At 71.2% G+C, this 15,116-nt stretch carries 16 protein-coding genes; 6 read left to right on the forward strand and 10 right to left on the reverse strand.

Going from position 1 to position 15,116, the window contains the following annotated elements; genetic code table 11:
- On the forward strand, positions 1-1,023 hold the full coding sequence (locus tag OG241_RS04505; RefSeq protein ID WP_405813781.1) for a TolB-like translocation protein: 1,023 nt from the start codon (positions 1-3) through the stop codon (positions 1,021-1,023).
- An 82-nt stretch (positions 1,024-1,105) separates the two neighbouring features.
- Here OG241_RS04505 and OG241_RS04510 read toward each other — a convergent pair whose 3' ends face one another.
- The 9 genes from OG241_RS04510 to OG241_RS04550 form a co-directional block, all read right to left on the reverse strand.
- Complete coding sequence (locus OG241_RS04510) at positions 1,106-2,479, reverse strand: FAD-binding oxidoreductase (RefSeq protein WP_405813782.1); 1,374 nt, start codon at positions 2,477-2,479, stop codon at positions 1,106-1,108.
- Positions 2,476-3,594 carry an acyl-CoA dehydrogenase family protein gene (locus tag OG241_RS04515; RefSeq protein WP_405813783.1) on the reverse strand — a complete coding sequence of 373 codons (1,119 nt, stop codon included), beginning with the start codon at positions 3,592-3,594 and terminating at the stop codon, positions 2,476-2,478. The genes OG241_RS04510 and OG241_RS04515 overlap by 4 nt, the downstream gene beginning before the upstream one ends.
- Positions 3,579-4,610: an ABC transporter substrate-binding protein gene (locus tag OG241_RS04520; RefSeq protein ID WP_405813784.1), complete on the reverse strand. Its 1,032-nt coding sequence runs from the start codon at positions 4,608-4,610 to the stop codon at positions 3,579-3,581. Before OG241_RS04520 ends, OG241_RS04515 begins: the two co-directional genes overlap by 16 nt.
- Before the next feature lie 60 nt (positions 4,611-4,670).
- Positions 4,671-5,771 (reverse strand): LLM class flavin-dependent oxidoreductase, encoded by a 1,101-nt coding sequence (locus tag OG241_RS04525; protein WP_405813786.1) that lies wholly within the window; start codon positions 5,769-5,771, stop codon positions 4,671-4,673.
- A gap of 69 nt (positions 5,772-5,840) precedes the next feature.
- Entirely contained in the window at positions 5,841-6,812 is a 972-nt protein-coding gene (locus tag OG241_RS04530) for an ABC transporter substrate-binding protein (RefSeq protein WP_405813788.1), read from the reverse strand.
- Complete coding sequence (locus OG241_RS04535) at positions 6,809-7,549, reverse strand: ABC transporter ATP-binding protein (RefSeq protein ID WP_405813789.1); 741 nt, start codon at positions 7,547-7,549, stop codon at positions 6,809-6,811. The genes OG241_RS04530 and OG241_RS04535 overlap by 4 nt, the downstream gene beginning before the upstream one ends.
- Positions 7,550-7,553: 4 nt before the next feature.
- Positions 7,554-8,444, reverse strand: a complete 891-nt coding sequence (locus OG241_RS04540; RefSeq protein ID WP_405813791.1) for an ABC transporter permease — start codon at positions 8,442-8,444, stop codon at positions 7,554-7,556.
- A 25-nt stretch (positions 8,445-8,469) separates the two neighbouring features.
- Positions 8,470-9,318, reverse strand: coding sequence for a sulfurtransferase (locus OG241_RS04545; protein WP_405813792.1), 849 nt, complete (start codon positions 9,316-9,318; stop codon positions 8,470-8,472).
- Complete coding sequence (locus OG241_RS04550) at positions 9,315-10,052, reverse strand: alpha/beta hydrolase (RefSeq protein WP_405813793.1); 738 nt, start codon at positions 10,050-10,052, stop codon at positions 9,315-9,317. Before OG241_RS04550 ends, OG241_RS04545 begins: the two co-directional genes overlap by 4 nt.
- A gap of 341 nt (positions 10,053-10,393) precedes the next feature.
- Here OG241_RS04550 and OG241_RS04555 point away from each other — a divergent pair, with 341 nt between their 5' ends.
- On the forward strand, positions 10,394-11,242 hold the full coding sequence (locus OG241_RS04555) for a LysR family transcriptional regulator (protein ID WP_405813795.1): 849 nt from the start codon (positions 10,394-10,396) through the stop codon (positions 11,240-11,242).
- Between the two features lie 332 nt (positions 11,243-11,574).
- Here OG241_RS04555 and OG241_RS04560 read toward each other — a convergent pair whose 3' ends face one another.
- Positions 11,575-11,997 (reverse strand): YjbQ family protein, encoded by a 423-nt coding sequence (locus OG241_RS04560; protein ID WP_405813797.1) that lies wholly within the window; start codon positions 11,995-11,997, stop codon positions 11,575-11,577.
- 136 nt (positions 11,998-12,133) lie between these two features.
- Between OG241_RS04560 and OG241_RS04565 the strand changes: the two genes are divergently transcribed.
- The 4 genes from OG241_RS04565 to OG241_RS04580 all read left to right on the forward strand — a co-directional run bounded on the left by OG241_RS04565 (position 12,134) and on the right by OG241_RS04580 (position 15,114).
- Positions 12,134-12,202, forward strand: a complete 69-nt coding sequence (locus OG241_RS04565) for a putative leader peptide (RefSeq protein ID WP_351286961.1) — start codon at positions 12,134-12,136, stop codon at positions 12,200-12,202.
- A 136-nt stretch (positions 12,203-12,338) separates the two neighbouring features.
- Positions 12,339-13,271, forward strand: coding sequence for an ABC transporter permease (locus OG241_RS04570; protein ID WP_405813799.1), 933 nt, complete (start codon positions 12,339-12,341; stop codon positions 13,269-13,271).
- A complete protein-coding gene (locus tag OG241_RS04575; RefSeq protein WP_405813800.1) occupies positions 13,244-13,981 on the forward strand; it encodes an ABC transporter ATP-binding protein in 738 nt (245 codons plus the stop codon). Before OG241_RS04570 ends, OG241_RS04575 begins: the two co-directional genes overlap by 28 nt.
- A gap of 95 nt (positions 13,982-14,076) precedes the next feature.
- Positions 14,077-15,114 (forward strand): ABC transporter substrate-binding protein, encoded by a 1,038-nt coding sequence (locus OG241_RS04580; RefSeq protein WP_405813801.1) that lies wholly within the window; start codon positions 14,077-14,079, stop codon positions 15,112-15,114.
- The last annotated feature ends 2 nt before the right edge of the window (positions 15,115-15,116 follow it).

The following is a 15,116-nucleotide window of genomic DNA, read 5'->3' on the forward strand; positions in this document are numbered from 1 at the left end:
ATGACTTCGCTGCGCCGCCGCCTGCTCGTACTCGTCGCGGGAGTCCTCGTCCTCGCGGGCGTGGGAACCGGCGTGGTCCTGCACGCCGCCGACCGCGCGGACCGGGCGAACAGGTCGCAGCCGGGCGGACCCGCCGTCAGTACGGGCAGGCTGACACTCGACCAGAAGAGCCGCCTGACGTTCGTCAACGCCGCCGCCGGCCCGCACCGCACCGCGGTCGCCTCGGTCCCGTCCGCCGACCCCGGCGCGGGCCGGACCGCCTCGGACCTGAAGTGCGCGCGCTTCTACGCGGCGGCCGGCACCGGCATCTGTCTCCAGTCCGTCCCCGGGGTCCTCAAGCAGAGCAACCGCGCCCTGCTCCTGGACGCGAACCTGCGCACCGTACGCACCTACCCGCTCGCGGGCGCCCCCAGCCGGGCCCGGGTCTCCCCCAGTGGCCGCTTCGTCGCCTGGACCGTCTTCGTCTCCGGCGAGTCCTACGCGTCCGCCTTCTTCTCCACCCGGACCTCGGTCCTGGACACCCGCACCATGAAGCTGACGCCCAGCCTGGAGACGTTCTCCGTCGTCCTGGACGGCAAGCCGTACCGCGCCTCGGACATCAACTTCTGGGGCGTCACCTTCGCCTCCGACAACGACACCATCTACGCCACCCTCAACACCGGCAGCAAGACCTATCTGGTGCGGGGTTCGCTCTCCGAGCGCAAGGTCACCACCCTGATCGAGAACGTGGAGTGCCCCTCGCTCTCCCCGGACGGGACACGCGTCGCCTTCAAGAAGCGGGTCCTGTCCCGTACGGCCCTCTGGCACGAGTACGTCCTCGACCTCGCCACCCTCAAGGAAACGGCACTCGCCGAACGCCACAGCGTCGACGACCAGGCCACCTGGCTCGACAACAGCACGATCGCCTACGCCCTGCCCACCAACGGCCAGATCGGCAGCAGCGACCTGTGGACCGTACCCGCGAACGGCACGGGCAGCCCCCGTCTGCTGATCCCGGGGGCTTCGTCCCCGGCACCCCTCTAGACGGCGAAGCGCGGGCACACCCGCCGGGTTCAGGGAGCGTCCCGCTCGCTGTTCCCGTACGCCGGGAGCGAACCGTCTCCGCTCAGAGCGACTTGCCGGGGTTGAGGATGCCCCGCGGGTCGAACGCCTCCCTGAGTCTGCGCTGCAACGCGTGTGCCGCGGGGCCCAGTTCGTCCGCCACCCATTGCCGTTTGAGCACCCCCACCCCGTGCTCACCGGTGAGTGTGCCACCGAGCCGCAGGGCCAGGGCGAAGATCTCGCCCGCCGCCTCCCAGGCCGCGTCCGGCAGACCCGGCAGTGCCGGGTCCACGACGATGATCGGGTGGAGGTTCCCGTCCGCCGCGTGCGCGATGGTGAAGACCGGCACGTCATGGCGTGCGGAAATGGCCCGGATCTCCGCGGCCGCCTCCGCGAGCCGGGAGCGGGGCACCACGATGTCCTCGATCAGCGGTCGTCCGAGGCGTTCCAGCGCGGGCAGGGCCAGTCGGCGGGCGGCCAGGAGCGCCTCGGCCTCGGTGGGATCCGTGGTCGTTTCCACGGTTGTCGCCAGCGGCTTCAGCAGCTGTGCGACGGACGCCGCCTCGGCCGCCGCGCCTGCGCCGTCGCACTGGACGAGCAGCAGGGCCGCGCCCCGCTTCCGCAGCGCCGGGTCGATCGCCTGGAGCACCGGCCCGTCGACGAGTTCCGCGAGCGCGGGCTCGACACCGGCGCGGGTGATGGCGTAGGAGGCCTCGGCGGCCCGCTCGAACGAGGAGAAGTACGCGGCAAGGGTGGCTGTCGCCACCGGGATCGGGCGCAGCCGCAGGGTGGCCGACGTGATCACCGCCAGGGTGCCTTCCGAGCCGGTGACCAGGGCAGTCAGGTCGTAGCCGGTCACTCCCTTGACCGTCCGGCGGCCGGTCCGCAGCACGGTGCCGTCGGCCAGCACCGCCTCCAGGCCGAGCACGCTGTCCCGGGTCACCCCGTACTTCGCGCAGCGCAGACCGCCCGCGTTCGTGGCGATGTTCCCGCCGATCGTGGACAGGGCGGCGCTCGCCGGATCGGGCGCGTACCGCAGCCCGTGCGCGGCGGCGGCGCGGTCCAGGTCGGCGGTGATCACTCCGGGTTCTACGACGGCGAGCTGGTCGTCCGCCGACAGTTCGAGCACCCGGTTCATCCCGGACAGGTCCAGGACGAGCGAGCCCTCGCCCGCCGAGGCTCCGCCCGACAGACCGGTGCCAGCACCGCGCGGTACCACCGGCACCCGCAGAGCGTGCGCGTGCCGGAGCGTGACGGTCACGTCCTCGGTGCGCCGGGCGTGCACGACGGCCAGCGGACTGCCGACGGGCCGGGTGCCGGAGCGGTCGGTGGCGTACGGGGCGAGCGCCGCCCGGTCCGTGGTCAGCCGGTCGGGGGCGAGGTCACGGGCCAGGAGGCCCAGGAGCTGCGCGGACGCGGTGGTTGCGGGTGCGGTCACGGGTTCAGTGCCTTCGTTCCGATCGCCAGCAGGGAGATGTCCTCCTGGGGTGCGTGCACGGGGCCGCACTGGATGTCGCGGAAGTGCCGCTCCAAGGGGTTGTCGCGCGCCAGGCCCGGATTGCCGAGCAGCCGGACCGCCAGCTCCACGGCCCGTACACCGTGCCGGTCGGCCAGCAGGCGTGCGCCCAGGGCCTGTTCGGGGGTGTACGCGGTGTCGTCGGCGTCGATCCGGGCGGCGCCGCCGAACACCAACTGCTCGGCGGAGGCGAGCAGCACCTCGATCTCTCCGGCGGTCCGTCGGAAGCGTTCCGTACGGGCCACCGGATGGCCGAGGTTGGCGGGCACCCGCTCGTGGGCGAAGGTGTGGAAGAAGGACTGCGCGGCCCGTGCGACGCCCAAGTAGAGCGCGGCGAGCGGGAGATGGAGGGAGGCGCCGGCCCTGTTGTCCTGCTCGGCCGCCGGACCGTACGGGGTGAGCCCGATGACCTGCTCGTACGGGACTTCCACCTCCCGGAAGGTCACCGAGTGGCTGCCGCTGGCCCGTAGCCCCAACTGGTCCCAGCGGTCGGTGATCTCGATGCCGGGAGAGTCACCCGGCACCAGGAACGTGCCCACCCGTGGTTCCGGCTCGTCGGTGGTGGCCCACACCAGGAACCAGGCGAGCCCCTCCGCGCCCGTCACGAACCGCTTGGTGCCGCTGACCGACCAGCCGTCGGTGGTGCGCCGGGCACGCGTGGCGGGTAGGCCGCCTCGCGCGGGTGAGCCCAACTCGGGCTCCACGCGGGCGTGGTTGACGAGCGCCGGCCGCTCCTCGGACTCCTTGAGCAGGCGCGCGTACAGCTCGTCCGGCCAGTGCGGCTGAGCCGCCTGCCTGCTGTGCGTGGCGAGGGTCATCGCGGCGATCAGGGCGACCGAGGGGTCCCCCTGCCCCAGCGTGTGCAGAATGCGCGCGGTCTCCTCGACGCCGGCGCCCCGGCCGCCGTACCGGTCACCGACGGTGGCGGTGAGCAGCCCGGCCTCGTGCACGGCGCGCAGGGACTCGGTGGGAAAGGCGCCGGACCGGTCGTAGCCGGGGGCCAGTTCCGCGAGACGGGATATCAGGTCCGTGGCCACAGCGCCTTCTTCAGGTCGGCGTTCAGGTCGGTGTTCAGCTCGCGGCTCCAGAAGGACTTGACGTCCAGGGGCGACTTCAGCGCGCCGAGTTCGGCGAACGCGTCGGCGACCTTCTGCTGCGAGGCGATCGTGTCGTCGCCGACCGTCCGGGCCTGCGTCGGCCGCTGCGCCTGCTGGGCGCGGAAGTCCTTCTCCGCCTGGGCCAGGGGCTGGTGGGTGGTGGTGGCGATCAGCTTGGCGAACTCGTGCTGCCGGCCGTCACGGACGTACGCGTACGCCTTGGTGATCCGCGCGATCAGGTCGGCCGTGGCGGCCCGCTGCCCCGCGCTCTCGAGGACGCTGTCCCGCGCCGACCAGAGGAAGTTGCCGGACAGGATGTCCTTGCCGGAGCCGACCGTCGTGGCGCCCTGCTGGTGGGCGGTGATGATCGACGTGCCGTACGAGGCGAAGGCGTCGATGCTCCCGCCGCCCAGGGCGGCGAGACCGTCGTTGGGCAGCAGCGGCTTGGCGTCGATGTCGGACCACTTCAGGCCCGCCTGCTTCAGCAGCTCGTACAGGAAGTAGTGGGCGGTCGTGTTCTGGACGTAGCCGACCTTCTTGCCCTTCAGGCCCGCGATGTCGGTCACCTCGGAGCCCCCCGGGACCACGACCTCCTGGTTCAGGGTCGTGCCGCGCTGCACGGCGACGACCTTGAAGTTGGGTTTGCCGTCGGCCGCCGCGAAGACCGGCGGGATCTCGCTGGACGAGGCCACGTCGAGGGCTCCCGCGCGGATGGCCTGGAGCTGCTGGTCACCGCCCTGGAACAGGCTCCACTTGACCTTGTAGGGGGTGTCGTCGAGGTGCGCGAACTTGAGGATCGCCTCCTCGCCCTTCCAGCCGGTGGCGCCGACACGCAGGGTCACCGAGGACAGGCCGGACGAGGACGTGGCCGTCGCGTCGCCCCCGCAGGCAGCCGCGAACGGCAACAGAAGGGCGAGGGCGGCGGCGGACGCGCGCAGGGAACGGCGGAACAACACGGAGTCTCCATATGGGTCTTCGCAAACGGGCGTGGTGGACGGGGATCCAGGCGGCTCGGGTCAGGCGGCCTGGGAGGCGGCGGCTCGGTGGGCGAGTTCCTGCCGGACCAGCGGGACGACGTAACGGGCATAGTCGATCGCGTCGTTGAGCGGGTCGTAGCCGCGGATCGACAGCAGGTCGCAGCCGATGTCGACATAGTCGAGCAGCGCCTTGGCGACCGTCTCGGGAGAGCCGACCAGGGCGGTCGAGGCACCCGCGGCATTGGTGGCGACCGCCGGGGCGGTCCACAGGCAGCGGTCCTGGACCTCGCCGCGCTCCGCGATGTCGAGCAACCGCTGCGATCCGACGTTCGCCGGACGCCCGGTGGTCCGGTAGTGGCGCAGCAGCTCCGTGTTCTTCGCCTGGTCCTTCAGCACGCCCAGCGTCCGGTGCGCCTTCTCCCAGGCCAGTTCGTCGGTGGGCGCGATGATCGGCCGGAACGACACCCAGATACGGGGGTGGGGGCGGCCGGCGGCGTCCGCGACCGCGTTGACGGCGGCGATCTGCTCGGCGGTCTCCTTCAGCGGCTCGCCCCACAGGCCGAAGATGTCGCCCTGCCGGCCGCCGACCCGGTAGGCGTCCTGGGAGGACCCGCCCACGGAGACGGGGATGAGCCCGTTGAACGGCTTCACATCGGAGTAGTAGCCCTCGAACCTGAAGTACTTGCCCTCGTGCGAGACGGGTCCCTCGGCCGTCCACACCTTCCGCAGGATCTGGATGTACTCGTCCGAACGCTCGTACCGCTCACTCTTGTTGAGGTAGTCGCCCTCCCGGTGCTGCTCCTCGTCGCTGCCGCCGGAGATGATGTGCAGCGACAGTCGGCCGTCGCTGATCTGGTCGAGGGTCGCAAGGGCGCGGGCCGCGTGCGTGGGGAAGACGACGCCGGGCCGGTGCGCCAGGATCGGGCGGACGCGTTCGGTGTGGGTGGCGACGAACTGGGCGACCTGGAAGGCGTCCGGCGAGGCGGAGTGATAGGCGACCAGAGTGTGGTCGAAGCCGCCGTCGTCCAGGGCACGGGCGTACCTGCGCAGGTAGTCGGGGTCGAAGCCGGTCCGGCTCGCCGCGGCCGGGCCCGAGGCCCCGGAGTCGGTGTGGACGGCGCTGATGAACTCGACGGGCATAATGAACTCCCTTTCTCGGAGCGGCAGTTGAGTTCCGCTTCTCAGAACGTCAGTTGAGTTCCGCGTAGGTCACTTGAGGACGGAGGTGTCGGCGGACTTGGCCACGTCGACGTTCGGCTCCAGGACGCCGATGCCGTTCATGAGGTCGGCCACGCCCTGGACGGTGCGGTTCACGTCGGAGTCGATCGGCAGCACCTGGCTGTACGCGGCCGAGGCGAGCGTCTTCGCCACGGAGGCGTCGGCGCCGTTGCGCTGTTCGATGGCCTTGGCGTACGCGTCCCGGTGCGTGCTCGTCCACTTCAGGGCCGTGCCGAGGCGGCGCAGGAAGTCGCCGAGGGCGGTCTTCTTCTGCTGGTCCGCCAGGGCCTTGTCGGAGGCGCCGATGAAGCCGTAGCCGCTGACGCGCCCGTCGGCGCCGTCGACGAGGAGTCTGCCGCCCTGCTCCAGACCGACGGCCTGGTAGACGCCGAAGGTCGCCCAGATCTTGACCTTCCCCGAGGCGAACGCGGCCTGTGCGTCGGTCGGCAGCAGGTACTGGACCTTCACGTCCGAGTAGGTGAGGCCGTTCTGCTTCAGGGCGTTCGCGAGCAGGTACTCGGCGACGCTGCCCTTCGCCGAGGACACCACGACCTTCTGGCCCTTGAGGTCCTTGACGCTGTCGATGCCGGAGTCCTTGCGCACGATGATCCCGACGTGCTTGCCGTCGTTCTTGAGCGCCGCCACGTTCTTGAACTTCACCCCGCCGCTGAGCGCCTGGAGGGCCGGCAGGTCGGCGGAGAACCCGGTGTCGGCGGCGCCCGCCTGCACGGCCTGGTAGAGCGGGGCGGCCCCCTGGAACTCCGCCCACTTCACCTTGTACGCGGCGCCCTTGAGCGCGCCGGAGGCGGCGATGATCGTCTGGAGGGTCTTGGCCTGGTCGCCGATGGTGAGGGTGACCTCGTCCTGGCTCTTGGCGGTGTCCGCGGCGGAGTCGGCGCCACACGCCGTCAGTGCCAGGAGGGCGGAGAGGCTGAGTCCGGCGGCGGCGAGTCTGCGTATCACGAGAGGGTCCCTTCAAGGGCCTTGGTGTCGGCCGGGGTGTTGGTGGGGGTGACGCCGAGCCAGCCGAGGAGACGGGCGCGCAGGGCGACGAACTCGGGGGCGGTGAGGTCGCGGGGGCGCGGCAGGCCGACGGTCAGGTCGTGGGCGATCCGGCCCTCGTCCATCACCAGGACGCGGTCGGCGAGCAGCAGCGCCTCCTCCACGTCGTGGGTGACGAGGAGGATCGCGCAGCCGTGCCGCTTCCACAGTTCGGCGACCAGCTGCTGCACCCGGCCTCGGGTGAGGGCGTCGAGGGCGCCGAACGGCTCGTCCAGGAGCAGGAGTTCGGGCTCGCGGACCAGGGCGCGGGCCAGCGAGACACGCTGGGCCTGGCCGCCGGAGAGGGTCTTGGGCCAGACGGTGGCACGGTCCGCGATCCCGACCTCGTGCAGCGCCTGCTCGGCGCGCGACCGGTCGGGGCGGCCGGGCAGCCCGAGGACCACATTGCGCCATACCTTCAGCCAGGGCAGCAGCCGCGGCGACTGGAAGGCCGCGCTGCGACGGGCGGGTACGGTGACCTCGCCGCCGATCTCGTCGTCGAGCCCGGCGAGGATCCGCAGCAGCGTCGACTTGCCGCAGCCGCTGTGCCCGAGCAGGGCCACGAACTCGCCCTCCCGGAGGTCGAGGTCGAGGTCGTGCAGGACGGTGTTGCCGTCGAAGGCCCGTGAAAGCCCGCGGATTTCCACACTGTTGGTCATGGTCCTATGCCTCACCCTCGAAGTTGGCCCGCCAGGTCAGCAGCCGGCGCGACAGGACGCGTACGGCGAAGTCGCAGGCGAGACCGAGCAGCGCGTAGACGGCGAGGCAGAGCACGATGACGTCCGTGCGGAAGTACTGCTGGGCGTTGCTCATCAGATAGCCGAGGCCCGCGTCCGCATTGACCTGCTCGGCGAATACGAGGGCGAGCCAGGCGGTGGAGAGGGCGTACCGGAGCCCCACGAGTGCCCCGGGCAGCGCGCTCGGCAGGATGACGTACCGGATCAGGCCCAGCCTGCCGAGCCCCATCATCCGTGCGGCTTCGACGAGTTGGGAGTCGGTGGAGCGGATGCCGCCGTAGATGTTGAAGTACAGCGGATAGGTGACACCGAGCGCGACCAGCGCGACCTTCGGGGTCTCCTCGATGCCGAACCACACGATGAACAGCGGGATCAGTCCGACCCAGGGGATCGCCCGGAACATGCCCATCGAGGAGTCGATGACGTCCTCGCCGAGCCGGAACAGTCCGGCCAGCAGGGACAGGCTGAGGGCGACGGTCGCCCCGATGAGGAAGCCGATGGCAGCCCGGCGCCCCGACGCGGCGATGGCGCTGGGGAGTTCGCCGTTCTGCGTCAGCTCGACGGCCTGCTTCACGACGTCCACGGGGGACGCGAGGACCGATTCGGGGAGCACACCGGTGGCCGAGGTCAGGAACCAGAGCAGGACCAGCCCCACGGGTCCGGCTGTCCGGCGCACGGAGCGGGGCACCCGGAAGCGGCGGGTGGTGCGGGCGGTGCCCCGGATGGTCACCCGGGCTGTGGGCGGCGCCTTGTCGGTCGGGGAGTGCGGGCGCGGCAGGGCCGTGGTGGCCGCCGCGTCGAGCGGTTTCGTCGTCATGTGCGGGGATTCCTCTCGCGTCGCCTCAGGACGGCAGCGGACCGGTCGCGGCCGGGCGGGCGGGATCGGCGGACCAGGCGGACCAGGAGCCGGGGAAGAGCGTCGCCTCGAAACCGGCCAAGGCGAGCGCGGCGATCTGGTGGGCGGCGGTGACGCCGGACCCGCAGTACACGCCGATCCGGGAACCGGCGTCGGCGCCGAGCTCCTCGAACCGCTTGCGCAGCACCTCGGGCGGCAGGAACGTCCCGTCCGCCGCGAGGTTCTCCCCGGTCGGCGCCGAGACCGCCCCCGGAATGTGTCCCGCCCGCGGGTCGACGGGCTCCACCTCACCCCGGTACCGCTCGGCGGCACGGGCGTCCAACAGCAGGCCGCCACCTGCGAGTTCAGCTGCGCCGTCGGCATCGGTGACCGGCAGTCCGCCCGGTTTCAGCACGACGTCACCCGGCGCGGGAGCGGTCGGCACTCCGGTCTCCAGCGGCAGTCCCGCCGCCCGCCAGGCCCCCAACGCCCCGTCCAGCAACGTCACATCAGTCACTCCGGCGTGCCGCAGGAGCCACCAGGCGCGGGCCGCCGCCGTGTTGCCCAAGTCGTCGTGGACGACGACTGCTTGACCGTCACGAATGCCCCACCGGCGGGCCGCACTCTGCAACTCCGCCAGGTCCGGCAGCGGATGGCGGCCCACCTCCGGGCTCGCCGGCGCGGCGAGTTCGGTGTCCAGGTCGACGTACACCGCCCCCGGGATGTGCCCATCGGCATAGTGATCGCGGCCGTGCGGGTCACCGAGCGCCCATCGGACGTCGAGCACCACCGGCGGCCGGTCCGAGACGAGCAGTTCACGCAGCTCGCTGACGGTCGTCGTCACCCGGGCGCTCATACGAGACCCTCCGCGATCGCGGGCAGCTCGGGCGAGAGGCGCAGTCGTTCCAGGAAGAGCACAACCGTGGCCGCGGCCGTGCGGTGCAACGCGTCGTTGAGGACGTCGTGCCGACCGCCGTTGAAGGTCACGACCTGTACGCCCGAGTGGCCCTCGTAGGCGCTGAGCGCCCGGTCGAGCGGGCTCACCGTGTCGTCCGTGCCGTGCAGGGCCAGCACGGGAACGCCGGCGAGATCCAGTCGCAGTTCCGGCAGAACGGGCGGCTCGTCGAGCGCGCCCCGCCGGAAGAGCGGGTCGTTGGTGAGGCGTCCCTGGTGGGTGGGGCAGGCGGTGCGTGCCTCGACCTCGCTCTCCCAACCTCCGGACGTCCAAGGGCCGGTGGGTAGGCCCGCCAGGATCAGCGCGTCGACGCCCGCGGGCTGCTCGGCGGCGAGCCGAGCGGCGTACCGGGCGCCCGTGTCCGAACCGACGAGCACCTTGGGGCCGGGCAGCGACTCGTCGGCGAGGAGCTTGGCCGCCTCGTCGAGCACGGAGGGGTCCGCGGAGGCGTCGCCGAGGGCGCGCACCCGGTAGGCGTCGAAGGCGAGACGGCGGCCGAACCGCTCGTACACGCCCCCGTGTTCGCCCCGCCCGGCCAGCACGATGAGCGTGCCGCGTGCGGCGAGGCCTTCGGGTTCGTCCCAGGAGGAGACAGGCGAGGGGGAGGAAGAGAGGGAGGGAGAGGAGGAGGGCATGGGGAAGCAACTCCCGTTTCGGGGCAGGGGGAATGAACGCGTGACGAGCAGAAGGGGACGCCGACACGTGTCAGAACAAGGGAGACGTGATCAGCTCAGGCCCGGCGGGAGCGCCGGTGTGGAGAACGGGAACGCCGGTACGCGGCGGAGATCAACGACAGCGCGCGCTGCACGCCACGCCGAAGTCAATGACTCGGCGCTGCGTCAGAAGGGCAGCGGAAGCGGTCGTGGGAACCATGCGCTCATCATGACCGGCCGGGACGGACCACGTCCAACGACGATTCCGCATCGAAACCGATCAGCGATCGCGATCGATGCCGGATACGGGCTACCGTCGCCGTATGCCCCAACCTGTCCTCGACATCGTGGCCCTGCGCAGCCTGACCGCGATAGCCGACTGCGGCGGCTTCCATCGCGCGGCCCGCTCACTCGCGCTCAGCCAGTCCGCGGTGAGCCAGCATGTACGCCGACTGGAGAAGACGCTCGGGGGCCCGGTCGTCGAACGTGAGGGCCGGGGCATGCGGTTCACCCCTCAGGGACGCCTGCTCGTCGAGCAGGCCCGGCGCATTCTCGCCGTCCATGACGAGGCGGTGCGCGCCCTGCTCGACGTGGACGGCGACACCGTCACGATCGGTTCCACCGAGCACGCCGCCGACCAGTTCCTGCCCCGCCTCACCGCGGCCGTCCAGGAGGTGCGGCCCGGCTGCAGGGTGCGGTTCCGCATCGACCGCTCGGCGCGGCTGGTCGAGGCCGTGGAACGGGGCAGCGTGGATGTCGCGGTGTACGTGACGGAGGCCGCGGCCACCGAGGGCACCCCGGTCGGCGGCCTCCCCCTGCTCTGGCACGCCACGCCCGGCTGGGAGCCGCCGACCGCGCCGGCTCCGGTGCCGCTGGTCGCCATCGAGGACCCCTGCGCAATCCGCCGCCGGGCCATAGCGACGCTTGCCGCGCACGGGGTTCAGTCCACGGTCGTCGGCGACGCGGGATATCTGGCCGGCGTCCTCGACATCGCCCGCACGGGCCAGGGCGTGGCCCTGCTCGCCGCGGTCGGCCCGGCACCGGACGGCCTGACCCCCTGCGAGGGGCTGCCCCCGGTCACCCCGATCCCGATGAGCGCGCTGGCCCGCCCGGGGGCGGATCCGGCGACGGTGACGGCGGCGTTCGACGCCGTCCGGGCACTGCTGCGCTGACGGCTGCGGACACCGACCCGTCGTACGCGTCCGTCTCATCGCGAGGCCGGACGGCGGGCCGTTCTCGGCCCCTGGCCTTGTGCGCGGTGGAGACCATGAGCTCAGCGTCCTGTGCGACCGAGCGTCTTGCAGGACCTTGTGGTCCCCACGCCGCTCATGTGGGTGTCCTTGCCCATCCAGGAGTTGGATCAGCCGTCAGGGGAGGGCAACCGGTCGATGGGGTCTTCGTGTGCGCGGGACGCCAGCACATGAGGCGCTCCTCCGGCTCATCGCACCCTCGGGGACCCTGTTCGAGCTGTCAGAGGGTGGCACGACCCCTCGAGTGAACTTGGTCAGCCGAGGAAGCTCAGTCGAACCCGACGGTCGGCGTTGTCCTTGTTCGTGTCCACCAGACACACCGACTGCCACGTCCCCAGCTCCAGTCGCCCGCCCAGCACCGGCAGCGTGGCATGCGGTGGGACGAGGGCCGGGAGGACGTGGTCGCGGCCGTGGCCGGGGGTGCCGTGGCGGTGCTGCCAGCGGTCGTCGGCGGGAAGCAGGGTGTGCAGTGCGGCGAGGAGGTCGCTGTCGCTGCCCGCACCCGTTTCGATGACCGCGACTCCGGCGGTGGCATGCGGGACGAAGACGTTGAGGAGACCGTCCCGGCCATCGGCCACTTCCCTCAGAAACATCTCGCAGTCATGGGTGAGGTCGACGATCGCCTCCTCGCTGCCGGAGACGATGTTCAGGACTCGAGTGGTGAAGGCATGGGACATGCGCCCCATCATCACCCGCAGGCCGCGCGCTTCCCGTCCCGACTCCCGCCATTTGACACCAGAGGTCCATTCCGCGAGACACCATTGACCGTGGTCACGTCACCTGGCTACTTTCAGCGGCATGTTGCGTTCAGCCATGCTCACCACGCGCGGTCACATCGACCTGCTGCGGGTGGCCTCCGCCGCGTGTCGCCGCGGCTGCTGACGCCCTTTTCTCCTCCTTTCACGCCCTCCTGGGCACCGCCCCACCCGCACGTCCGGGATCCTTTCTGATCCACTCCGGACGCGGCGGCGCCGAGGCACATCTCCTCCCCGGTCGCTCTCCTCCTCGTGGAGCACTCATGAGCATCAGCCACGCCCCGCCCGGCTCCCCCAAGCCCGACATATCGACTGAATCAGGTTCCGCCACGGCCGAACCCGACCGCAGTCACACCGACAGCGGCGTCGACAGCGACACCGGGCGCACCCTCCCCGACCTCGAACCCATCGTCCCCAGCTCCACCCGCCGTACCCGCGTCCCCCGCTGGCTGCGCCGCACCTCGGGCCCACTCCTACTCCTGGCGCTCTGGCAAGTCCTCAGTAGCACGGGCGCGTTGACCGCCGACATCCTCGCCTCCCCCGAGCGCATCGCCGAGGTCGGGCGTGATCTGATCGCCGACGGTTCGCTGGGCAACGCGATGGGCACCTCACTCCAGCGGGTCGCCCTCGGGCTGCTCCTCGGCACCGTCATCGGCACCGGACTCGCCCTCGTGTCGGGCCTGTTCCGGGTCGGCGAGGACCTCGTCGACGCGCCTGTCCAGATGCTGCGGACCGTGCCGTTCGTCGGTCTGATCCCGCTCTTCATCATCTGGTTCGGCATCGGCGAGGCCCCGAAGATCGCGATCATCACCCTCGGTGTGACCTTCCCGCTCTACCTCAACGTCTACGCCGGAATCCGAGGCGTGGACGCCCAGTTGATCGAGGCCGGGGAGTCGCTCGGACTGTCCCGGTGGGGACTCGTCCGGCATGTCGTCCTGCCGGGCGCGCTGCCCGGGGCGATGACCGGCCTGCGCTACTCGCTCGGCATCGCCTGGCTGGCCCTCGTCTTCGCCGAGCAGATCAACGCGGACGCCGGCATCGGCTTTCTCATGGTGCAGGCGCGGGACTTCCTGCGGACCGACGTGATCGTGGTCTGCCTCATCGTCTACGCGTTCCTCGGCCTGCTGGCCGACTTCGTCGTCCGCTCCCTCGAAAGGCTGCTGCTGCAATGGCGACCCACGTTCACCGGACGGTGACCTCACCGGCCGTACGGGTCGACGGGCTGACCCGGTCCTTCGACGGCCGCGCGGTCATCGACAACCTCCAACTCGACGTCCGGCCGGGTGAGTTCGTGGCCCTGCTCGGCCGCAGCGGCTGCGGCAAGTCCACACTGCTGCGCATCCTCGCCGGCCTCGACCGCGACATCTCGGGCACCGTCCTCGTACCGCGCCGCAAGGCCGTCGCCTTCCAGGCACCCCGGCTGATGCCGTGGAAGAAGGTGTGGCGCAACGTCCTGCTCGGGTTGCCCGGCAAGCCCGGACGCGAGGTCGCCGAACAGGCGCTCACCGAGGTCGGCCTCAACCACCGCTCCGACGCCTGGCCCAAGACGCTGTCCGGCGGCGAGGCCCAACGCGCCTCGCTGGCCCGGGCGTTGGTTCGCGAGCCCGATCTCCTGCTGCTCGACGAGCCGTTCGGGGCGCTGGACGCGCTCACTCGCATCAAGGCACAGCGGCTGGTCGGCGAACTCTGGCAACGCAGGGGCTGCGCCGTCCTGTTGGTGACGCACGACGTCGAGGAGGCGGTGCTGCTCGCCGACCGCGTCCTCGTGATGGACGAGGGCGTCATCGCGTACGAGACGACGGTCGACCTGGACCGTCCGCGCGACATCACCGACCCGCGATTCGCCGAACTGCGCGCCCAGCTCCTGGTACGCCTGGGCGTCGACACCGCCGCCGAAGCCGCCTGATCCGCCGAGCCCCCGCGTCCTCGCAACTCCCCTCCCGCTCCCCCCGATTCGCCCCTTCACCCTTCACCGCACAGAAACGATCGGAACGAACGACCATGCGACGACACCTCGTCCCCGCCGCTCTGCTCCTCCCCCTCGCCCTTCTCGCCTCGGCCTGCGGCGGGAGCTCGGCCGCCGACTCCTCCATCGGCTCGGGCAGCGGTACGGACGGCAAGGGGTCCCTCACGCTCAACGTCGGTGACCAGAAAGGCGGTTCGGAGGCCGTGCTGCGGGCCGCCGGGGAACTCAAGAACCTGAACTACAGGATCAAGTGGTCCACCTTCACCTCAGGTCCGCCCCTCCTCGAAGCCGTCAACGCCAAGGCCGTCGACATCGGCAGCGTCGGCAACACCCCGCCGGTCTTCGCGGCCGGCGCCGGGTCCCACATCACCGTGGTGGGCGCCCTGCGCGGCGGATCCCACGGAGAGGCGATCCTCGTTCCCAAGGACTCGAAGCTCAAGAAGGCCGCCGACCTCAAGGGCAAGTCCGTTGCCGTGGCGCAGGGTTCGTCCGCGCACTACCAGCTGATCGCCTCCCTCAGGCAGGCCGGGCTCACCCTGGGCGACATCAAGGTCAAGTACCTCCAGCCGGCCGACGCGCTGGCCGCGTACACCAGCGGCAGCGTCGACGCGTGGGCGGTGTGGGACCCGTACACCTCACAGATCCTCAAGGGCGGACAGGGACGCGTCCTGGCCGACGGCGAGGGCGTGGTCAACGGGCTCAACTTCCAGGTGGCGGCGCCCTCCGCGCTGGGGGACAGCAAGAAGGCGGCAGCCATCAAGGACTTCGTGGAGCGGCTGCGGCGCGCCCAGGACTGGGTGTACGCGCACCCCGACGCGTGGGCCAAGGTGTGGGCGAAGGACACCGGGCTGCCGTACGAGGTGGCGCTCGCTTCGGTGAACCGGTCCAACGCGACCCGTATCCCGGTGGCGATCGACGACGCGCTCGTCGCCTCCGAGCAGCGCATCGCGGACACGTTCACGGGCCTGGGGCTCATTCCGAACAAGGTCGACTTCGCGAAGTACGTGGACCGGCGCTTCAACGACGACCTGCCTCCGTCCACCACCGCACCGCGCCCCAGCAAGGAGTCGTGACC

The organism is Streptomyces sp. NBC_01390, assembly GCF_045040105.1.
Classification (GTDB): Bacteria; Actinomycetota; Actinomycetes; order Streptomycetales; family Streptomycetaceae; genus Streptomyces.